This is a genomic window from Massilia phyllosphaerae, assembly GCF_034659755.1.
In the GTDB taxonomy this organism is placed as follows: Bacteria; Pseudomonadota; Gammaproteobacteria; order Burkholderiales; family Burkholderiaceae_D; genus Telluria; species Telluria phyllosphaerae.
This window is the reverse complement of the sequence record NZ_JAXSQX010000006.1, coordinates 98,908-117,909: the sequence shown is the minus strand read 5'-3', so window position 1 is coordinate 117,909 and position 19,002 is coordinate 98,908. Positions and strand designations below refer to the sequence as shown.

The following is a 19,002-nucleotide window of genomic DNA, read 5'->3' as shown; positions in this document are numbered from 1 at the left end:
TTTTTTTTTATCGTCACCCGCGTTGCCAACCCCTTGTTGCACTCCGTCCTTTTCCACTGCGAAACATCAGAATCGATTCCGGTTTGGCCCGCAATATTCAACATGCGACAACCCGTTCATTGGCTAGGAACTTCGCACAAGTGAACAATTATTGATGCAAATCAAATTTGCCTGTGATCCGTTGTTACCAAGCTAAACGACGGACAATAATTTGTTCCATATCAAAAACGTGTGACCGAGTTGATTCTCTGACGTTTCCTAAAACCACTTCTCACTTCCTCGCGATAAGGACGATCATGGATACCAAGACAAATGACCAGTTCCGGGCAATCATGGAACTCGATCTCGAACCCATCAAGATCAAGTTGATGCATGTCGAATCGGGTGAGGCATGGAGTGTGGAAAAGGCGAACGCGGTAGAGAAGGAATACCGGCGTTTTTTATGCCTGATGAAAATGTTCCCTGAAGAGGATACGGCACCCCTGGTCGATGTCGACACCTTCTGGCACTACCATATCCTCGACACGATGAAATATGCGCGGGATTGCGAACGCGCCTTCGGCTATTTCCTGCACCATTATCCTTACGTGGGGCTGCGCGGCGAAGACGACGAGCAGTTCCGCCTCGACAGCGGCGAACGCATGCGTACCCTGTACGAAGCGACGTTCGGTGAAGACTACCCGGTATCGATCGGCGCGGACGCCGCCTATTGTGCCGGTCCCGGCGCAAAGATGGCCTACTGCGCCGGCCCTGGCGCCAAGATCGCCTACTGTGCCGGACCCGGCGCCAAGCCCATCTACTGCGATGCCCCCGTTATGAAAGTTGCGTATTGCGCCGGCCCCGGCATCAAGCCGGCCTACTGCGCCGGCCCGGGGCGCGAAAGCGGCCTACCTTGCCGGCCCGGCACTGGACCACGCGACGCGTGCCTTCAGCTGATTGCCCGCCTGAGCTGGCCAGCCGTCTTCCCGGTGCAGGAACGCCTTATGCCTTCCCTGCACCCGCTTGATCAAGAAAGTCCTGCACCCGCGGGTAGCGCAAGCGCACCCGCAGTTCGCGCTTGATGCGCGTATTCACCAGCTGGCGCGACTCCGACATGAAGGAGAGCCGCAGCGGCGGCACCGTCCGCTCCAGCTCGGCACGCGACAACCTCGGCGGCCGCGCCAGGCCGTGGGCATCGGCGACCAGGTCGAAATACTCGGCCATCTTCATGCGCGTATCGTCCGAGGCGTTGTAGGCACGCCCCGGCAAGGCCCGGAACAGCGCCAGGCACGCCAGTTGGGCCAGATCGTCGGCGTGGATGTGGTTGGTGTACACGTCGTCCTCCGGCCGCAACGCCGGCGTGGCCTGGCGCAGGCGCTCGAGCGGCAGCCTGTCTCCCGCATAGATGCCGGGCGCGCGCAGGATCGCCACCGACCCGCGCGCCGCCAGTGCCCAGGCCCGCAGCACCTGCTCGGCGTCGACGCGGCGCCGCGCGCGGGCGTTGCGCGGCTTGCGCGGCGCGCTCTCTTCGGTCAGTGCCCCGCCGCGGTCGCCATAGACACCGGTCGTGCTGACATAAACCACACGCGCGCCCTCGGGTAGAATGGCGGTCAAATTGCGTGTGCGCAAATCCAGATCCCCCTGCTGCTGCGGCGGCGCCAGGTGCAGCACGTGCTGCGCCAGGCCGCGCAGCCGGCGCAGCGTGTGCGGCCGGTCGAGGTCGGCCACGATGGGCACCGCCCCGGCCGCGCGCAGCGCGGCCCGGCGTTCCGGTTGACTGGTCAGGGCAAACACACGAAAACGCCGGGTGACCCACGGCAGCAAGCGCATGCCGACATCGCCGCAGCCCACGATCAGGAGGCGCGGCCGTTTGAAATTAATCGTATTCATTCCGAGGATTGTATGACGTTCCAGATCACTGTCCAGCCCAGTGGCCACCAATATGCCTGCGAACAGGACGAAACCGTGCTCGCCGCCGCGATCCGCGCCGGCATCGGCCTGCCCTACGGCTGCAAGAACGGCGCCTGCGGTTCGTGCAAGGGCAAGGTCGTCGAAGGCACGATCCACCACAAGCCGCACCAGCAGCGCGCCCTGTCCGAGCAGGAAAAGCTGCAGGGCTACGCCTTGTTCTGCTGCGCCGTGGCCGAGGGCGACCTCACCATCGAGGCGCGCGAAGTCGGCGGCAGCAGCGAGTACCCGCTGCGCAAGATGCCGACCCGCGTGGTGTCGATCCGCCGCGCGGCGCCCGACGTCGCCATCGTCACGCTGCAGCTGCCGGCCAACGAGGCGCTGGCCTACCGCGCCGGCCAGTACATCGAATTTCTGCTCAAGGACGGCAAGCGCCGCGCCTACAGCATCGCCAACGCGCCCTCGTTCAGCGGCCCGCTCGAGCTGCACATCCGGCACCTGCCGGGCGGCGTGTTCACCGACCACGTGTTCTCCACCATGAAGGAGCGCGACATCCTGCGCTTCGAGGCGCCTCTCGGCACCTTCTTCCTGCGCGAAGACTCGAACAAGCCGATCGTGCTGCTGGCCTCGGGCACCGGCTTCGCGCCGGTGAAGGCGCTGGTCGAGCACATGATCCACCTGAAGTCCGAGCGTCCGGTCAGCCTGTACTGGGGCGGCCGCCGCCCGCAAGACCTGTACATGGCGGAACTCTGCGAAGGGTGGGCGCGCGAACTGCCGCACTTCCGCTACGTGCCGGTGATTTCGGATGCGCTGCCGGAAGACGGCTGGCTTGGGCGCACCGGCTACGTGCACGCGGCCGTGATGCAGGACCTCCCGGATTTGTCGAATTACCAGGTGTACGCCTGCGGCGCACCCGTGATGGTCGATTCGGCGCGCCAGGACTATGTGGCGCAGTGCGGGCTGCCGGCCGAGGAATTCTACGCCGACGCCTTTACCACCGAAGCCGACCTGGCGCAGTCCTGAAGCGGCGCACGATGTAGCATTTTTTGCATGTTGCATTGCGATTTGGGGTAAGGTTTCCTTGCCTCCCAACCCGACAATGAGCGCCACCATGCCAACTTCGCTTCGTGTTGTTCCCCTTCTTGCAGCATTGAGTATGTCCCTGCTGGCCGCCGGCGTACCAGCCTACGCCGCCGGCCAGGCCCAGACCGTGCAGGAGTGGCAGGCCGCCATCGCCAGCCCCCTGCGCACCGACGACGACCGCAAGGCCGACGACAAGCGCAAGCCCGCCGAATTCCTCTCGTTTGCCCAGGTCAAGCCGGGCATGAAGGCGCTCGACATCTCGGCCGGCGGCGGTTCCACCGCGACGCTGCTGGCGGCGGCGGTCGGCAGCAAGGGCGAGGTGTGGGCGCAGAACGCCATGGAGAACGCCAAGCTGGACGCGCGCAAGGTGCCCAACCTGCATTCGTTCGTGGCCGGCTTCGACAACCCGCTCCCGCCGCACGCGCCGGCGCTCGACCTCGTCACCATCAACATGTCCTACCACGACATCGCCAACACCCCGGCCAACCGCGATGCCATGAACAAGCGGCTGTACGATGCGCTGAAGCCGGGCGGGAAACTGGTCATCATCGACAACGCGGCCAAGAAAGGCAGCGGCCTGTCGGCCACCAAGACCCTGCACCGCATCGACGAGGACAGCGTGGTCCAGGAAGTCACGCGCGCCGGCTTCAAGCTCGACACCAGCAGCGGCTACCTGCGCGCACCGTCGGACCCGCGCGAGCAGCCCTTCTTCGAGATGAAGGGAGCGCCGGACGACAAGTTCGCGCTGCGGTTTGTGAAATAATCCCACAACGCCTGCCCACCCTACGTCAATACGGCCCGTGCGAGCCGTATTGACTGCATATACATCTTATATAGTGCACAATAGGGCTCGCATTCCCGCCAGCCCTATTCCACTTTATGTCTTCGACCGCTCCCACAGGCCGCCTCGGCGTCCTGCGCAACCGCAATCTGTCGTTCTACCTGTCGGCCCGCTTCCTGAACACCATCGCCATCCAGATGCAGAGCGTCGCCGTCGGCTGGCAGGTTTACCAGATCACCCACAATGTGTTCGACCTCGGCCTGATCGGCCTGGCGCAGTTCGCGCCCTTCCTGGTGCTGATCCTGTGGGCCGGCCACGTCGCCGACACCCACAACCGCCGCACTATCATCCTGCTGTGCATGGGCACCCAGCTGCTGTGCAGCCTGCTGCTGCAGCTGTTTACCTGGTCGGGCAGCACGGTGGTATGGCCGGTGTTCGCGATCCTGGTCCTGTACGGCAGCGCGCGCGCCTTCAGCCAGCCGGCCTCGCAGGCGGTGCTGCGTAACCTGGTGCCGACCGAGTCGTTCTCGCAGGCGGTGGCACTCAGCTCGTCGAGCTTCCAGGTGGCGGTGATCGCCGGCCCGGTGGTCGGCGGCCTGCTGTACGTCTACGGCGCCAACGTGGTCTACCTGGTGTCGAGCGTCCTGCTGGCGCTGTCGCTGGCGATGATGGCCTGCACCCGCAGCGCGCCACAGGCGATGAACAAGGCCCCGGTCAGCTGGCACACGCTGCTCGAAGGCCTGCGCTTCGTGTGGAGCCGCCCGATCGTGCTGGGCGCCATCTCGCTCGACCTGTTCGCGGTGCTGTTCGGCGGCGCCACCGCCCTGCTGCCGGCCTACGCCCACGACGTGCTGCATGCCGGCCCCACCGCCCTCGGCATCCTGCGCACCGCGCCCGGCGCCGGCGCCGCGCTGTGTTCGATCGCGCTGGCGTTCTGGCCGATCCAGCGCCGTGTCGGCCCCTGGATGTTCGGCGGCGTGGGCCTGTTCGGCCTCGGCACCATCGTGATGGGCCTGACCGACCTGTTCCCGGTCGCGCTGATCGCCCTGTTCCTGATGGGCGCCGGCGACATGATCAGCGTCTACATCCGCCACCTGCTGGTGCAGTACGAGACGCCGGACGAGATCCGCGGCCGCGTCAGCGCCGTGAATGCGGTGTTCATCGGCGCCTCCAACGAACTGGGCGAATTCGAATCGGGCGTGACGGCCAGCTGGTTCCGGCTGGTGCCGGCGATCCTGTTCGGCGGTGTCGCCACGCTGGTGGTGACCGGCACCTGGATGAAGCTGTTCCCGGTGCTGTCGCGCATGGACCGCTTCCCGCACCACGCAGCCGAGGAAGCGGCGCGCGCCGCCAAGAACGCCACGTAAACAGATGAACCCGTCATGGCCTCGCTGAAGGAAACACTGGGCGACATGCGCCTGCTGCACCGCCTGGTGCTCAACCGTCCCTACCTGGCGCTCGCGATCGGATTCGGCGTTCTGGTGGGCGCGCTCTGGCCGGCGCAAGGCAGCTGGATGCGGCAGGCGCTGGTGGGCTGGAATGCCGGCGTGTGGAGCTACCTGCTCGGCATGACCTGGCTGGTCGCGCGCGCCGACCATGGCCGGGTGCGCGAGATCGCGCGCAGGCAGGACGAAAGCGCGGGCTTGGTGCTGGCCACGCTGCTGGCCGGCGCCGGCGTCAGCCTGTATGCGATCATCTCGGAACTGACGCAGAAGGGCCATGTGCCGGCACACGATGCCGCCATGCGCTACGCATTCACGGCGCTGACCGTGATCGGCACCTGGCTGCTGGTCGGCGTGCTGTTCAGCTTCCATTACGCCCACGTTTACTACCGCGACGGCAACAGCGAGCCGCCGCTGCGCTTTCCGCAAGACGAATTCGAACCCGACTATTGGGATTTCCTGTATTTCTCGTTCACGATCGCGGTCGCGGTCCAGACCTCGGACGTGGCGGTGGCCTCGCGTACCATGCGCAAGCTGGTGCTGGGGCAATCGGTGCTGGCCTTCTTCTTCAACCTGCTGATCCTCGGGTTGTCGATCAATATTGCCGCGGGCTTGATCGATTCCTGAAGCGCGATTCCTGAATATGCCTGACGAATGCGCGTTCACGGTGCAGTAGCGAACGTAGAACGCGCATGGAAGGGGGTAAGATCGTTTCAACAATATTCATTAGTGGAGCGATTTATGGAAATCAATATCAATACCGACAACACCATCGACCGCCACCAGGGCCTGGACGAACGCGTCCGCGAAGCCGTCGAATCCAGCATCGGCCGTTTCGAGCAAGTCCGCCGCGTCGATGTTCACCTGAGCAACCAGAACGGCCAGAAGCACGCCGACGGCGACAACTATTGCATGATGGAAGCGCGCGTGGCCGGTTACGAGCCGGTGGTCGTGCATGCCCATGCCGAAAACCTGCACCTGTCGATTTCCGGCGCATCCGGCAAGCTCAAGCGCGCACTGGACAGCGCATTGGGCCGCCTGGCCGACAAGAACAAGCGCGATCCGCTGCCGATGGGCGCGGACGTCGATCCGGAATCGTACAAGGGCCTGACCGATAACCAGTAACGGGACCCCGATCCGCACCGAAGCCGGCACGCATGCCGGCTTTTTTATTGCAGCACAGGATACCCATCACTCACCGTCCATGCCCATGCTTACTGCTCTGCCTGCCGCCGGCCCCTTCCGCGCCGTGCTGTTCGACCTCGACGGCACCCTGGCCGATACCCTGCCCCTGTGCATCCGCGCCTTCCGCCATGCCATCGAACCCGCCGCCGGGCGCGCCGTGAGCGATGCCGAGATCGTCGCCACCTTCGGTCCGTCCGAGGAAGGCACGATCCGCGCGCTGGTGCCCGCGCACTACGATACCGCGCTGGCGGCCTACCTGGATCACTACGAACGGCTGCACGGGGACTGTCCGGCGCCCTTCGCCGGCATCGCCGAGCTGCTGCGCGACCTGCGCCGTCGGGGCGTGCGCCTGGGCATGGTCACCGGCAAGGGCGCGCGCAGCACCGTGCTGTCGCTGCGCCGGTTCGGCCTGGAAGACGTGTTCGAGATCGTCGAAACCGGCTCGCCGCACGGACCGCGCAAGACCGAGGCCCTGCAGGCCATCCTGGCGGCCTGGCACATGGCGCCGGGCGAAGCCGTGTATATCGGCGACGCCCCGAGCGACGTGGCGGCGGCGCGCGCGGCCGGCGTCGCGGTCGTGTCCGCGGCCTGGGCCGGCACCGCCGATCCTGCCACCCTGCGCGCGCTGGCACCCGACCTGCTGGCGGCGACGGTTGACGAACTGCGCAACTGGTTGTGGCCGCGGCTGGCGGCACCGGCCGTCGCTGGCTTGGCACCCGATGTGTCGGCAACGGCATGGCTCGGCATCGCCCAGCGCCTGCAGGCGCTGGCCCAGGCCGGACTGGCCTACGATCCGCATGTCTACGACGCCGAGCGCTACCAGGAAATCCTGGCGCTCAGCCAGCGCATGCTGGGCCACCTGACCGGCCTGCCGATTCCCTTCTTCGAGCAGGCCGTCGCGGCCGAGCGCGGCTATCCGACACCCAAGGTCGACGTGCGCGCCGTGCTGTTCCGCGGAGCGGACGAGATCCTGATGGTGCGTGAAAAGAGCGACGGCGGGCGCTGGTCGCTGCCGGGCGGCTGGGCCGACGTCGGCTGCACGCCGTTCGAAGTGGCGGTCAAGGAAGTGCGCGAAGAAACCGGACTGCGTGTGCAGGCGCTGCGCCTGGTGGCCTTGTGGGACATGCGCCGCCATCCGCATCCGCCCCAGGCCTTCAGCATCTACAAGGCGGTCATCCTGTGCCGGGTGCTGGACGGCGAGCTGCAGGCCGAGACCTCGGAGACCCTTGAGACGCGCTGGGTGGCGCGCGGCGAGCTGGCAGGGTTGGACCTGTCCACGGGGCGCATCACGCTGCCTCAGCTGGAGCGGCTGTTCGCTTATGCAAGCCAGCCCGACCTGCCGACCGAGTGCGATTAAAGCGTCGAACAAAACCGCCATGGCTGCGTTGCATCGTCTCGCCGTACTACCGTACTGTCTTCGACAATGCGTCGGCGGGCCGCATCCCCTGCCCTGGAGATTTTGTTGACGCTTTAGATGCCTTCCAACATCGTACGCAGCCGGCGCAGATACTGGAGTCCGGCCAGCGCACGGCTGCCGTACCACGACATCATCTCCCCGTCCACCAGCAGCACGGGAATGCCGATCTGCTTTTCCAGCGCATCCGCGTGCGCTTCCGTAAAGCGGTAGGGTTCGGTCGACAGCAGGACCGCATCCAGTCCGCGCACCAATTCTTCCGACCACTGGAAACGCGGATAGCGCACGCCGGCTTCCAGCACCGGCACGCGCCAGCCCAGCTCGGCCAGCATGCTCGCGATATACGTATCCTGGGACACGCTCATCCACGGATCCTGCCAGATGCAGTAGAGCACGGTCCGTTGCGGTCCCGCCGCGGATGCGCGCAGGGCCGCGTATTCGGCCTCGAAGGCCGCGCACCAGCGCTCGGCCGCCGCCTCGGCGCCGAAGATGCCGCCCATCAGGCGCGCCAGCGCCAGGTTGTCGCGCGGGACGTTCGGATGGGTGACCACCACGTGCGGCACGAATTCGGCCAGACGCTCCACGGTCGGCTTTTCGTTCTCGTCGATGTTGACCACGACGTGGGTCGGCGCCAGCCGGCGGATCTTGTCGACGTTGACGTCCTTGGTGCCGCCCACTTTGGGAATGCCGGCAACGACCTCGTGTGGATGGATGCAGAAGCCGGTGCGGCCCACCAGCCGCGCCGCCAGGCCCAGCTCGCACAGCAGCTCGGTGATCGACGGCACCAGGCAGACGATGCGGGCATCCGCGGTTGGCAGGTGGCGCCGGCCGATGGCGTCGATGAAGTCTTTGGATGTATTCATGCCGCTATTGAAACACTTAATGTTGACCTGCGCGCGTGTCAGACACGGGCATCGGAACCAATGGGGTATGATGCGGTATTGTTAACACGCATTCATCCCCGGAAACAAAGAACGCACATGGACCTCATCGACAGCTTCGGCGCTTCGCGCTACGACATCCATGACCTGGAACTGTTCCGTGATGCCGTGACCCCGGCCGTCACGCGGGCACTCGCGCCCTGCAAGGTGGTGCGCCTGACGAAAGGCGAACAATTGCAGGACAGCGTACGCGCCCACCTCTACATCGTGCTCTCGGGCGCGCTGGGCGTGGCCGCCGAGACCGCGATGGGCGACGCCACCGTCGAGCGCATTGCCCCGGGCGGGAGCGTGGGCGAGCAATCGGTGCTGGACGATGCCGCCAACCTGGACACCATGACCGCGCTCGAGGACACCGAACTGCTGGTGATCGACGCTGATTTGCTATGGCAATTGATCGATGAACACAACGGCATCGCCCGCAACCTGCTGCGGCTGCTGTCCTTCGGCATCCGCAAGGCCAATGCGATGCTGCGCCGGCGCCAGAAGCTGGGCGAGTTCTACCGCCAGCTGTCGCTCAACGATGGCCTCACCGGCCTGTACAACCGCGCCTGGCTGGCCGACATGCTGCCCAAGCTGGTGATGCGCGCGCGCAAGGACACCACCCCGCTGTCGCTGGTGATGATCGACCTCGACCATTTCAAGCGCTTCAACGACACCCATGGCCACATCCTCGGCGACCATGCGCTGGTCACCGCCGCCGGCGTGATCAAGGATGCGCTGCGCCCGTCCGACTTTGCGGTGCGTTATGGTGGCGAAGAAATGATGGCGATCCTGCCGAATACCGGCGCCCAGGCCGCCATGCTGGTGGCCGAGCGCCTGTGCAGCCGCCTGCGCGACGCCACCGTGTTCACCGACATGCGCCTGCCCTTGCCGCATGTCACCGGTTCCTTCGGCCTGGCCACCCTCACTCCGGAGCAGGACGAGCTGGCCCTGATCGCCGCTGCCGATGCCGCGCTGTACCGGGCCAAGCAGGCCGGCCGCAACCGCATCTGCAGCTGAGCCTGCACCTTAGCCGTGGCCGGTGCTGTCCAGTGTCGCGGCAAAGGACAAGATCAATTCGTTGACGATATCGCCGCGCTCCTGCTGTATCCAGTGCCCGGCGGCGTCGAGGACGACAGGGCGGCGCAGACGCGGCACCAGCTTGGGCATGTCGGCAATGATCTGATCCATGCCGGGGATCGCAAGTCCGACGTCGCGCGACCCGATACCGAACAACGCGGGCACTTTGACTTGCATGCCTTCCAGGCTGGATTGCAGTTGCCAGTTGCGATCCAGGTTCCGGTAGTAATTCACCCCCCCCCACGAAAACCGCTGCGTGCGAAAGACGCCGCATACGATTCGAAATCATCTTTCGAAAGCCACTCAGGCAGACGCTCCGGTTCAGGGAGGTCTCGCAGCATCCCGTGTTCAGGCTCGACCATGCCGAACGGATTCGGGGTAGCGTCTCCTGGCCGCCGTGCACCCGCTTCGCCCGATGCGGCGTGGTAGATCTTGCGCAGCGTGGCACGAACATCACGCTCCAGTTCTCGTTCAGCGACACCCGGTTCCTGGAAATACAGCGTATAGAACAGCGCATTCTTGGTGCGTGGGAAGATTTGCGTCGGTGCCACCGGGGACCGGGCCATCATCGGCACCCCGAATGACACCACGCCGCTCACGCGGTCAGGGCGCATGAGTGCGATCTGCCATGCGATCGTAGCGCCCCAGTCGTTACCGACGACCAGCGCGCGTTCGATCGAGAGCGCATCCATCAGGGCGACCAGATCGCCTACCACATGAAACATGGTGTACTCGTCGACCGAAAGTGGCTGCGAGGAGTCGCCATAGCCCCGCAGATCAGGTGCGATGGCAAGGTAGCCTGCCGCTGCCAGCGCCGGTATTTGCTTGTGCCATGACTGCGAAGTTTCGGGAAAACCGTGGCACAGCAGTATGGCGGTCCCTTCACCCGCTTCGAGATACGACAGTGTCACGCCATTGACGTCGACCGATTTGCGTTGCATGCACACCCTCCTTTTGCGAAGCTATGTGTAACATCATATGTTACGCATATGCCGAGGTCAAGTCGCGTAACATGTCGGGTTACGAATTCTTTGCAAGACCACGACGAGGTAGTGATGAGACGAGACGGCAGGCTATCGCGGATGATTCATGTGTTGATTCACATGGACAAACGCGGCGGGAAAACGACTTCGGACACGATTGCGCTCATGCTCAATACGAATCCTGTGGTCGTTCGCCGTACGATGGCACCCTTGAAACAGGCGGGCCTCGTCAGGTCGGACGGCGGCGTCGGTGGTGGCTGGTCGCTGGCGCGTGCCATCGACAATGTCACTGTCCGCGAAGTCTATGAGGCGCTTGGGTCCCCACCTGCCCTGGCCATCGATGCTGCGATCGATCACAAGAGCTGCCCGGTGGAGCAGGCCGTGGTCGCTGGACTGCATGCCGTCTTTCAAACGACCGAAGATTTCATGCTGGAACAAATGGAATCGGTAACTTTGGGCACGCTCGCCAGGCATGCGGGCGAAACGATGGGCTGAGACCGCATAGCAGGCCAGACGTTCGCATGGAAGCATTGATGGACTGCTGGGCCCAGCAAGGACGACACGTTAGAATGGCGGCTCGCAACTCATTCGAGCACCGCAGCATTCCAACATGAGCACCCACACCTTCCTCTGGCACGACTACGAAACCTTCGGCGCCGAACCGCGCCGCGACCGCCCTGCGCAGTTCGCGGCAATCCGCACCGATGCCGAACTCAACGAGATCGGCGAGCCGATCATGCTGTACTGCCAGCCGGCGCCCGACTACCTGCCCGATCCGCAGGCTTGCCTGATCACCGGCATCACGCCGCAGCATTGCCTCGAACACGGGGTGCCCGAGCACGAATTCGCTGCCACCATCTGCGCTGCCTTCAGCGAACCGGGCACGGTCGGGGTCGGCTACAACACGATCCGCTTCGACGATGAAGTCACGCGCTTCCTGTTCTGGCGCAACCTGATCGACCCGTATGCGCGCGAGTGGCAGAACGGCTGCGGCCGCTGGGATTTGCTGGACGTGGTGCGCATGACCTACGCGCTGCGTCCGGACGGCATCGCCTGGCCGAAGCGCGAGGATGGCAAGCCCAGCTTCCGCCTCGAAGACCTCAGCAAGGCCAACGGCCTGCAGCATGAAGCCGCGCACGACGCGCTGTCCGACGTGCGCGCCACCATTGCACTGGCGCGCCTGATCCGCAGCAAGCAGCCCAAGCTGTTCGATTTTTGCCTGGAACTGCGGCGCAAGGACAAGGTAGCGTCGGAAATGGGCTTGCACCTGGAACGCGCCCAGCGACAGCCCTTCCTGCACGTGTCCGGCATGTTCCCGGCCGAACGCGGCTGCCTGGCCGTGGTCTGGCCGATCGCCTCCCACCCGACCAACAAGAACGAGGTGCTGGTCTGGGATTGCCGCCACGACCCTTCGGAACTGTTTGCGCTGAGCGTGGACGTGATCCGCCAGCGCATGTTCACCCGCAGCGCCGATATGCCGGAAGGAATGACGCGCCTGCCGATCAAGAGCGTGCACCTCAACAAGTCGCCGATGCTGGTCGGGAACCTGAAAACCCTGAACGCCGCCAAGGCGGTGGAATGGGACATCGACCTGGAACGCTGCCTGGCAAACGCGCGCATCGCCGCCGGCGGACCGGACATGGCGGCCGTGTGGGCCAAGGTGTTCCAGAAGCATGCCGCGCCGGCGGCGCCCGATGTCGACGAAGACCTGTATGGCGGCTTTGTTTCCAGCGGCGACCGCCGCCGGCTGGAATCGCTGCGCGCCGAATCGCCGGCGCAGCTGGCGGGCAGCCGGCCTTCGTTCGAGGATCCGCGCCTGGAAGAACTGTTCTTCCGCTATCGGGCGCGCAATTTCCCTGACACCTTGAATGCCGAGGAAATGCAGACCTGGGACGCGCACCGCGCAGCACGCCTGTTCGAAGGCGACGGCGGCGCGCGCTCGGTCGATCAATTGTTTGGGGAAATCGATGCGCTGTCGGAGACGGCGGACGAGCGCGCCGAGGCGATTCTCGGCGCGCTCTACGATTACGCGGAAGCGATTGCGCCCGAGCCTAACTGACCAGGGGCGTGCCTGGCGGGGTGCTTGATGGGGTGATCAGCGGCGGTACTGGTTGATCGCATCGCGCGTCTCCAGCGCCACCCTGCGCGCCGCCGCCGCGAAGTCCTCGCCGTCCTGCGTTGCCGCGTACAGGATCGCACGCGACGAATTGATCATCATCCCGGTGCCGGCCGCGGTGCGGCCCGCGTGCACGGTCGCGGCGATGTCGCCGCCCTGGGCGCCGATGCCCGGTACCAGCAGCGGCATGTCGCCGATGATCTTGCGCACCTGCGCCAGTTCCTCGGGGAAGGTGGCGCCGACCACCAGCGCGCACTGGCCATTCTTGTTCCACTTCTCGGCCACCAGGCGCGCCACGTGCTGATACAGCGGCTGGCCGCCGGCGTCGAGAAATTGCAGGTCGGACCCACCAGCGTTCGAGGTGCGGCACAGCACGATCACGCCGCGGTCTTCCCATTCCATATAGGGCTCGACCGAATCGAAGCCCATGTAGGGATTGACGGTGACGGCGTCGGCGCCGTAGCGGTCAAACGCTTCGCGCGCGTACTGGTGGGCGGTGGCGCCGATGTCGCCGCGCTTGGCGTCCAGGATCAGCGGGATGTGCGGGTACTTGGCGCGCAGGTAGCTGCAGATCGCTTCCAGCTGGCGCTCGGCGCCGAGGGCGGCGAAATAGGCGATCTGCGGCTTGAAGGCGCAGGCCAGGTCGGCGGTGGCGTCGATGATGGCCTTGCAGAACTCGACGATGCCGTCCGGGCGATCGCGCAGGGGCGCAGGCAGGCGCGCCAGGTCGGGGTCCAGGCCCACGCACAGCAGGGAGTCGTTGCCGGTCCAGGCGGCATTCAGCTTGTTGATGAAGTTCATGGCAGGCCTCGTATCTTGTTGCAAACCCCGTATTGTAGCCTGCGCCGGACCGGCGCCGAGGGTTGCCATCGGCGGGGCCCGTCGTCAGTACGCCGCAATTTTGCCATTTCGGGTATATTTTTAGCTATTCGACAACTTGCTACGGATTTACCATGAAGCCTTCCCTGTTCACGCGCTGGTCCGGCCTGCTGATGGCCGCCCTTTTCAGCAGCGTCCTGCTGTCGGGCTGCGGCTATAACCAGTTCCAGTCCAAGGACGAAGCCACCAAGGCCGCCTGGGGCGAAGTGGTCAACCAGTACCAGCGGCGTGCCGACCTGATCCCCAACCTGGTCAACACGGTCAAGGGTTATGCGTCGCACGAGCGGGATACGCTGGAAGCCGTGACCAAGGCGCGCAGCGCCGCCACCAGTTTCCAGATCACGCCGGAAGTGCTCAACAATCCGGAAGCCTTCCAGAAATTCCAGCAGGTGCAGGGCGAACTGTCGGGGGCGCTGTCGCGCCTGATGGCGGTGTCCGAGAACTATCCGCAGCTGAAGGCCGATGCCGGTTTCCGCGACCTGCAATCCCAGCTGGAAGGCACCGAGAACCGCATCACGGTGGCGCGCCAGCGCTACATTTCGGCGGTGCAGGACTATAACGTCACGGTGCGCAGCTTCCCGACCAACCTGACGGCGATGGCATTCGGCTACCAGGCCAAGCCCTCGTTCACGGTGGCCAACGAAGCGGCGATCTCGACGGCGCCGACCGTGAATTTTGGCAAATAAGGACCGGGTTGCCATGCCTGCCCTGCTGCGCCTGATGTGGGCCGGTTTGCTGGTCCTGCTGCTGGCGGGTGCAGGGCCAGTGCTGGCACAGGGCGAACCGTTCAAGCCGGTGCCGCCGTACGCGGCGCGCGTCACCGACCAGGTCGGCATGCTGACGCCGGACCAGCGCCAGCACCTGGAAGGCGTGCTTGCCGATTACGAACGCCAGACCGGCAGCCAGATCGCCGTGCTGCTGGTCGCCTCCACCGAACCCGAAGCGATCGAGCAGTACAGCATCCGCGTCGTCGAAGCCTGGAAGCTCGGGCGCAAGGGCGTCGACGACGGTGTGCTGCTGCTGGTCGCGCGCAACAACCCGAGCGCGCTGCGGCGCCTGCGCATCGAAGCCGGGCGCGGCGTGCAGGGCGTGCTGACCGATGCCCAGTCCAGCCGCATCCTGCGCGACACCATCGCCCCGCACTTCCGCCAGAACGATTACTACGGCGGCCTGGTCGCGGGCGTGGGCGCGATCTCGACCCTGCTGAACCAGGAAAAATTCCCGGCCCCGCAGGCCCAGCACGGTACCGCCGCACAAGGCAGCGCACAGGGCAGCGACGTCGGCGGTCCTGGCATCCTGAGCAGCATCTTCTTCATCGTCATCGGCATCATGGTCCTGCGCTCGATGTTCCGTCCACGCCGCGCGCGCCTGGCGCAGCCGGGCAGCGGCTGGAACAGCGGCGCCACCGGCTTCATCCTCGGCAGCATCCTCAGCAACATGGGCAACGACCGCTCCCGCGGCGGCGGCTTTTCCGGCGACGGCGGTTTTTCGGGTGGCGGTGGCTTCTCGGGTGGCGGTGGCGGCAGCTTTGACGGCGGCGGCGCCTCGGGAGACTGGTGATGGATATCCAACGCGCCCTGCGCCACCTGCGCAGCACCCGCAGCGCCGCCGAACGCGCTTTCCCGCAAGCGACGCTGACGGCGCTCGCGGCCGCCATCGCCACCGGCGAACGCACGCACCGCGGCGAAGTGCGGCTGGTGATCGAACGCGCGCTGCCGCTGTCGGCGGCCTGGTCGGGCGTCAGCAACCGCCAGCGCGCCATCGCCCTGTTTGCCGACTATGGCATCTGGGACACCGAGGACAACTGCGGCGTGCTGATCTACGTGAACCTGGCCGACCGCAAGGTCGACATCGTGGCCGACCGCGGCATCGACCGCAAGATCGACGCCACCACCTGGCAAGCCGTCTGCAGCACGATGACCCAGGGCTTCGCCCATGGCGACTACCATGGGGCGGCGCTGGCCGCGGTCGAGCAAGTCAACGAACTGCTGCGCCGCCACTTCCCTACGAACGGCGCGCGTCCGAACGAACTGCCCGACCAACCGCTCATGCTATGAATATAGAATGGCGGCTTTCAGCAGCCCACAAGGACAACCCGCCATGAAACTTGCCCAGAGAGTCGCCATCGTCACCGGAGCCAGCCAGGGCATCGGCCTTGCCTGCGCCCAGCGCCTGGTGCGCGACGGCGCACGCGTGATGCTGGTCGACGTGCGCCCCGAAGGTGCGGCCGCGGCCGAAGCGCTCGGCGACGCAGCCCGCTTCTTCTGTGCCGACGTCAGCCAGAAATCCGACGTCGACGCCATGCTGGCCGCGACCCTGCAGGCCTTCGGCCAGGTCGACATCCTGGTCAACAATGCCGGTGTCACCCATGCCGCCGACTTCCTCGACCTGGCCGAGGAAGACTTCGACCGCGTGCTGCGCGTCAACCTGAAATCGATGTTCCTGTGCAGCCAGGCAGTCGCGCGCGCAATGGTCAAGCGCGGCGGCGACGGCAATCGCGGCTGCATCATCAACATGTCGAGCGTGAATGCCGAGCTGACGATTCCGAACCAGGTGCCGTACGTCGTCTCGAAAGGCGGCGTCAACCAGCTGACGCGGGTGGCGGCGATCAGCCTGGCCCAGCATGGCATCCGCGTGAATGCGATCGGCCCCGGCACCATCCTGACCGAACTCGCCCGCCAGGCCGTGATGGGCAGCCCGGAAGCGCGCCACACGATCCTGTCGCGCACCCCGCTGGGCCGCTGTGGCGAGCCCGAGGAGATTGCGGCGATCGCTGCCTTCCTGGCCAGCGACGATGCGTCCTACATGACCGGCCAGACCCTGTATGCGGACGGCGGACGGATGGCGCTGAATTACACGGTGCCGGTCACGGCGTAAACAAGGTTTGCCAGATTGTTATCAGGATTCCTGATGTCTGGTATCCGAAAGAAGAATTAGACTTATATTTGGCGCTGCAACATAATGCACCTGTCTCCACTATTCTCCTCCAAGAAAATAGTTTGAAGCCCGCCAAGCAAGCGGGCTTTTTTTTTGCATGCAGCGCGAGACCGGACACAACTGCAATCGTTCGCCGTCAATTACATTCCGCTTGAGCTGTGTCACGTTCAAGTCACATTCCCATCCTATACTGGCTTCACCTGCATACACGCAACCGATATGCGTGATCGCAGCAAGGTGTAACGCATTCCAATGCGATACACCGCACCAATTTCCGCGTCTCTTGGCCCGATCTTGGGTTGTGCCCGCCTCTCCGTTGGCGGGCACTTTTTTTTGTGCCGTGCGTGTTCCGTATCCTTGTTGCAGCGCCCAACAGGAAAGGCGGCATTCAGCTTCCATGGGCTTGAACCATCTTGGGATTCCGCTATGATTAATTTCGCGCCTCGCGTTTTCTAAACAATTCACGTGGGGAATGAGAGTACCTGACAAGGCTTCAGGGCAAGCCGGGGGCTCTTCGACAATCAGACATGGAGCCAGTCCAATGACTTTACGCGAAACGATGTCGCCACCTCAGCAGCATGTCACACCTACCCTGCGCCAGCGCCGCAACGAGCCGGACGACACCCTGGTCCTCAGCGAGCTCAACCCGCGCCTGGTGGTCGATCATGTTGACGATGAAGGCCAGCCCCTTCACGTACTGACTTTCGGCAGCGTCCGGGAGTTCTGCCCAAAATGCCAGAGCGGCCACCTCAAGCTCGTGCTGCGCCAGTCATCGGTACGCATCGCTCACCTGTTCTGCGCGGACTGCACCAGCTGTTTCGACGCCCATTACCCGAACGGCACCCCGGCGCTCACGATCTGACGCCGTACCGCCACCCATGCGCGCCCTCGGCCGACGTCCGCACAACGGCACGCCGGACCAGCAGGGCGGATAGCGCGCTGGCCCGCTACCGCAGCCGCTGCGCTGCACGTCACCATGCCTCATGGTAAGGTAAGCCTTTTATCTTCCGGCTTGCCATGACCGCTGCTCTGTCCACCCTCCTCCAACACCCCAGGCTGCGCCTGCTCCTCATGGCTTGCGCCATCCTCATGTACCTGGCCATCGTGGTCATCGGCAACCTGCCGGGCGCCCGCGCCGACATCGGCCACTATGCGTCGGGCGCGGTCCTGCACTCGATCGCGTACGCGGTGCTGGCCGCCCTGTGGTTCCTGGGCAGCAGCGGCAGCATGCCCGCGCGCGCCGTCAAGGCCGTGCTGGCGGTGGCCGTGATGGGCGCCGGCGACGAGTTCATCCAGAGTTTCTTCCCCTACCGCGGCGCCAAGGTCCATGACTGGGCCGTCGACTGCACGGCTGCCATCGTCGTTACCGCCCTGCTGTGCCTGCTGCTGCCGAAAGCCGTGCCGGCGGCGAAGCGCTAGGCGCAGCCTTGCCAGAACCTCCCCTAGACGGGCCGCGTCTTTGACGTGGCTCATGTTCAACCCGAGTCAGCTGGAACGCGGATACCAAACATGCCTCTTACCCGAGTGGCACGCGGCATCGTCACGCACTCGGAGCGCTACGCGCTCTTACCCTGATATTGTTTCCATAAAGGAGTCGAACATGATGCGAAGACACCAGAGTGTGTTACTGACGGGCTTGCTGGCAATGGCATTTGGCCTGTCCGCGTGCAGTTCCATGCGCGGCGGCGATAGTGGCACCACCGGCACCGAAAGCAGCAGCGCCACCGGTAGCAGCAGCAGCGCCGGCAGTACCGGCGCAGGCGGCTCGGCCGGCGGCATGTCCGGTACCGGTGCCGGCACCGGTACCAGCGGCTCGGCCGGCTGGGGCGGCGGCACCGGCAGCTCGGGTAGCGCGGGTTCGGGCAGCACCGGCGGCGGCAGCGGCAGCATCTCCGGCTACGACCAGTCGGGTTCCGGCAGCTCGGGCAGCTCGGGTACCTCCGGCACCTCGGGCACGTCCGGTTCCGGCACCGACACCGACCAGGGCGCCACCGGCGGCAGTACCGCACTCGCCCCCAGCGCCAGCCCGAACGCCACCGTCGCGGCGATCGAAGTCGTGCCCGGCCAGGGCAGCGCGGGTGCCACCGAAGGCACTGCAGGCGCCTCGTCGGCCTTGGGTAGCAGCTCGGGCGGCAGCACTGCCAGCTCGTCCGGCAGCGACCGCACCTACCGCGTGACCCTGCACATGGACGACGGCAGCACCCAGGTGATCAGCCAGTCGTCCACGCCGGACTTCCGCAGCGGCGACCGGGTGTCGCTGAGCGCCGGCGTCATCCAGCACTGAGTGCGGGCAGC

The 19,002-nt window shown here is 65.2% G+C and carries 22 protein-coding genes; 17 read left to right on the top strand and 5 right to left on the bottom strand.

Annotation, left to right across the window (positions count from 1 at the left end):
* Window positions 1–296 precede the first annotated feature (296 nt).
* Window positions 297–1,061, top strand: a complete 765-nt coding sequence (locus U1H99_RS21770; RefSeq protein ID WP_323143815.1) for a glycine-rich domain-containing protein — start codon at window positions 297–299, stop codon at window positions 1,059–1,061.
* On the opposite strand, the gene U1H99_RS21765 is transcribed toward U1H99_RS21770, so the two are convergent.
* Complete coding sequence (locus tag U1H99_RS21765) at window positions 982–1,869, bottom strand: NAD-dependent epimerase/dehydratase family protein (protein ID WP_323143814.1); 888 nt, start codon at window positions 1,867–1,869, stop codon at window positions 982–984. The two genes, U1H99_RS21770 and U1H99_RS21765, sit on opposite strands and share 80 nt — an antisense overlap.
* Window positions 1,870–1,881: 12 nt before the next feature.
* On the opposite strand from U1H99_RS21765, the gene U1H99_RS21760 reads away from it, so the two are divergent.
* From U1H99_RS21760 to U1H99_RS21735, 6 genes are all read left to right on the top strand, one after another.
* A complete protein-coding gene (locus U1H99_RS21760; RefSeq protein WP_323143813.1) occupies window positions 1,882–2,910 on the top strand; it encodes a CDP-6-deoxy-delta-3,4-glucoseen reductase in 1,029 nt (342 codons plus the stop codon).
* Window positions 2,911–3,043: 133 nt separating this feature from the next.
* Window positions 3,044–3,733, top strand: a complete 690-nt coding sequence (locus U1H99_RS21755; RefSeq protein WP_323143812.1) for a class I SAM-dependent methyltransferase — start codon at window positions 3,044–3,046, stop codon at window positions 3,731–3,733.
* A gap of 116 nt (window positions 3,734–3,849) precedes the next feature.
* Window positions 3,850–5,118 (top strand): MFS transporter, encoded by a 1,269-nt coding sequence (locus U1H99_RS21750; protein WP_323143811.1) that lies wholly within the window; start codon window positions 3,850–3,852, stop codon window positions 5,116–5,118.
* A gap of 15 nt (window positions 5,119–5,133) precedes the next feature.
* Window positions 5,134–5,820, top strand: coding sequence for a DUF1345 domain-containing protein (locus tag U1H99_RS21745; RefSeq protein ID WP_323143810.1), 687 nt, complete (start codon window positions 5,134–5,136; stop codon window positions 5,818–5,820).
* A gap of 114 nt (window positions 5,821–5,934) precedes the next feature.
* A complete protein-coding gene (locus tag U1H99_RS21740) occupies window positions 5,935–6,318 on the top strand; it encodes an HPF/RaiA family ribosome-associated protein (protein WP_141828465.1) in 384 nt (127 codons plus the stop codon).
* Between the two features lie 85 nt (window positions 6,319–6,403).
* Window positions 6,404–7,735, top strand: coding sequence for an NUDIX hydrolase N-terminal domain-containing protein (locus tag U1H99_RS21735; protein WP_323143809.1), 1,332 nt, complete (start codon window positions 6,404–6,406; stop codon window positions 7,733–7,735).
* A gap of 113 nt (window positions 7,736–7,848) precedes the next feature.
* On the opposite strand, the gene U1H99_RS21730 is transcribed toward U1H99_RS21735, so the two are convergent.
* A complete protein-coding gene (locus U1H99_RS21730; protein ID WP_323143808.1) occupies window positions 7,849–8,655 on the bottom strand; it encodes a helical backbone metal receptor in 807 nt (268 codons plus the stop codon).
* 117 nt (window positions 8,656–8,772) lie between these two features.
* Here U1H99_RS21730 and U1H99_RS21725 point away from each other — a divergent pair, with 117 nt between their 5' ends.
* On the top strand, window positions 8,773–9,732 hold the full coding sequence (locus U1H99_RS21725; RefSeq protein ID WP_323143807.1) for a GGDEF domain-containing protein: 960 nt from the start codon (window positions 8,773–8,775) through the stop codon (window positions 9,730–9,732).
* 9 nt (window positions 9,733–9,741) lie between these two features.
* Here the strand turns inward: U1H99_RS21725 and U1H99_RS21720 are convergent, their stop codons facing one another.
* Both U1H99_RS21720 and U1H99_RS21715 read right to left on the bottom strand, forming a co-directional pair.
* Entirely contained in the window at window positions 9,742–10,026 is a 285-nt protein-coding gene (locus U1H99_RS21720; protein ID WP_323143806.1) for a hypothetical protein, read from the bottom strand.
* A complete protein-coding gene (locus U1H99_RS21715) occupies window positions 10,023–10,733 on the bottom strand; it encodes an alpha/beta fold hydrolase (RefSeq protein WP_323143805.1) in 711 nt (236 codons plus the stop codon). Before U1H99_RS21715 ends, U1H99_RS21720 begins: the two co-directional genes overlap by 4 nt.
* 114 nt (window positions 10,734–10,847) lie before the next feature.
* Between U1H99_RS21715 and U1H99_RS21710 the strand changes: the two genes are divergently transcribed.
* On the top strand, window positions 10,848–11,270 hold the full coding sequence (locus U1H99_RS21710; RefSeq protein ID WP_323143804.1) for an Rrf2 family transcriptional regulator: 423 nt from the start codon (window positions 10,848–10,850) through the stop codon (window positions 11,268–11,270).
* A gap of 115 nt (window positions 11,271–11,385) precedes the next feature.
* Window positions 11,386–12,834 (top strand): exodeoxyribonuclease I, encoded by a 1,449-nt coding sequence (gene sbcB, locus U1H99_RS21705; protein ID WP_323143803.1) that lies wholly within the window; start codon window positions 11,386–11,388, stop codon window positions 12,832–12,834.
* Between the two features lie 36 nt (window positions 12,835–12,870).
* Here the strand turns inward: sbcB and pyrF are convergent, their stop codons facing one another.
* Complete coding sequence (gene pyrF / locus U1H99_RS21700; protein WP_323143802.1) at window positions 12,871–13,692, bottom strand: orotidine-5'-phosphate decarboxylase; 822 nt, start codon at window positions 13,690–13,692, stop codon at window positions 12,871–12,873.
* Window positions 13,693–13,844: 152 nt separating this feature from the next.
* On the opposite strand from pyrF, the gene U1H99_RS21695 reads away from it, so the two are divergent.
* From U1H99_RS21695 to U1H99_RS21665, 7 genes are all read left to right on the top strand, one after another.
* Entirely contained in the window at window positions 13,845–14,456 is a 612-nt protein-coding gene (locus tag U1H99_RS21695; protein ID WP_323143801.1) for a LemA family protein, read from the top strand.
* 13 nt (window positions 14,457–14,469) lie between these two features.
* A complete protein-coding gene (locus U1H99_RS21690; protein ID WP_323143800.1) occupies window positions 14,470–15,330 on the top strand; it encodes a TPM domain-containing protein in 861 nt (286 codons plus the stop codon).
* Window positions 15,330–15,827, top strand: coding sequence for a TPM domain-containing protein (locus tag U1H99_RS21685; protein ID WP_323143799.1), 498 nt, complete (start codon window positions 15,330–15,332; stop codon window positions 15,825–15,827). The genes U1H99_RS21690 and U1H99_RS21685 overlap by 1 nt, the downstream gene beginning before the upstream one ends.
* Window positions 15,828–15,870: 43 nt before the next feature.
* Window positions 15,871–16,647, top strand: a complete 777-nt coding sequence (locus U1H99_RS21680; protein WP_323143798.1) for an SDR family NAD(P)-dependent oxidoreductase — start codon at window positions 15,871–15,873, stop codon at window positions 16,645–16,647.
* Between the two features lie 601 nt (window positions 16,648–17,248).
* On the top strand, window positions 17,249–17,569 hold the full coding sequence (locus U1H99_RS21675) for a hypothetical protein (protein ID WP_255517242.1): 321 nt from the start codon (window positions 17,249–17,251) through the stop codon (window positions 17,567–17,569).
* A gap of 155 nt (window positions 17,570–17,724) precedes the next feature.
* Window positions 17,725–18,126: a VanZ family protein gene (locus U1H99_RS21670; RefSeq protein ID WP_323143797.1), complete on the top strand. Its 402-nt coding sequence runs from the start codon at window positions 17,725–17,727 to the stop codon at window positions 18,124–18,126.
* A 256-nt stretch (window positions 18,127–18,382) separates the two neighbouring features.
* Window positions 18,383–18,991: a hypothetical protein gene (locus tag U1H99_RS21665; RefSeq protein WP_323143796.1), complete on the top strand. Its 609-nt coding sequence runs from the start codon at window positions 18,383–18,385 to the stop codon at window positions 18,989–18,991.
* Window positions 18,992–19,002 lie beyond the last annotated feature (11 nt).

Bases quoted from the DNA above. Each gene is read 5' to 3' on its own strand.
- pyrF (WP_323143802.1), bottom strand. From the start codon at position 13,692: ATGAACTTCATCAACAAGCTGAATGCCGCCTGGACCGGCAACGACTCC.
- U1H99_RS21755 (WP_323143812.1), top strand. From the start codon at position 3,044: ATGTCCCTGCTGGCCGCCGGCGTACCAGCCTACGCCGCCGGCCAGGCC.
- U1H99_RS21725 (WP_323143807.1), top strand. From the start codon at position 8,773: ATGGACCTCATCGACAGCTTCGGCGCTTCGCGCTACGACATCCATGAC.
- U1H99_RS21675 (WP_255517242.1), top strand. From the start codon at position 17,249: ATGACTTTACGCGAAACGATGTCGCCACCTCAGCAGCATGTCACACCT.
- U1H99_RS21770 (WP_323143815.1), top strand. From the start codon at position 297: ATGGATACCAAGACAAATGACCAGTTCCGGGCAATCATGGAACTCGAT.
- U1H99_RS21740 (WP_141828465.1), top strand. From the start codon at position 5,935: ATGGAAATCAATATCAATACCGACAACACCATCGACCGCCACCAGGGC.
- sbcB (WP_323143803.1), top strand. From the start codon at position 11,386: ATGAGCACCCACACCTTCCTCTGGCACGACTACGAAACCTTCGGCGCC.
- U1H99_RS21695 (WP_323143801.1), top strand. From the start codon at position 13,845: ATGAAGCCTTCCCTGTTCACGCGCTGGTCCGGCCTGCTGATGGCCGCC.
- U1H99_RS21690 (WP_323143800.1), top strand. From the start codon at position 14,470: ATGCCTGCCCTGCTGCGCCTGATGTGGGCCGGTTTGCTGGTCCTGCTG.
- U1H99_RS21745 (WP_323143810.1), top strand. From the start codon at position 5,134: ATGGCCTCGCTGAAGGAAACACTGGGCGACATGCGCCTGCTGCACCGC.
- U1H99_RS21765 (WP_323143814.1), bottom strand. From the start codon at position 1,869: ATGAATACGATTAATTTCAAACGGCCGCGCCTCCTGATCGTGGGCTGC.
- U1H99_RS21760 (WP_323143813.1), top strand. From the start codon at position 1,882: ATGACGTTCCAGATCACTGTCCAGCCCAGTGGCCACCAATATGCCTGC.
- U1H99_RS21715 (WP_323143805.1), bottom strand. From the start codon at position 10,733: ATGCAACGCAAATCGGTCGACGTCAATGGCGTGACACTGTCGTATCTC.
- U1H99_RS21685 (WP_323143799.1), top strand. From the start codon at position 15,330: ATGGATATCCAACGCGCCCTGCGCCACCTGCGCAGCACCCGCAGCGCC.
- U1H99_RS21750 (WP_323143811.1), top strand. From the start codon at position 3,850: ATGTCTTCGACCGCTCCCACAGGCCGCCTCGGCGTCCTGCGCAACCGC.
- U1H99_RS21665 (WP_323143796.1), top strand. From the start codon at position 18,383: ATGCGCGGCGGCGATAGTGGCACCACCGGCACCGAAAGCAGCAGCGCC.
- U1H99_RS21730 (WP_323143808.1), bottom strand. From the start codon at position 8,655: ATGAATACATCCAAAGACTTCATCGACGCCATCGGCCGGCGCCACCTG.
- U1H99_RS21680 (WP_323143798.1), top strand. From the start codon at position 15,871: ATGAAACTTGCCCAGAGAGTCGCCATCGTCACCGGAGCCAGCCAGGGC.
- U1H99_RS21735 (WP_323143809.1), top strand. From the start codon at position 6,404: ATGCTTACTGCTCTGCCTGCCGCCGGCCCCTTCCGCGCCGTGCTGTTC.
- U1H99_RS21670 (WP_323143797.1), top strand. From the start codon at position 17,725: ATGACCGCTGCTCTGTCCACCCTCCTCCAACACCCCAGGCTGCGCCTG.
- U1H99_RS21710 (WP_323143804.1), top strand. From the start codon at position 10,848: ATGAGACGAGACGGCAGGCTATCGCGGATGATTCATGTGTTGATTCAC.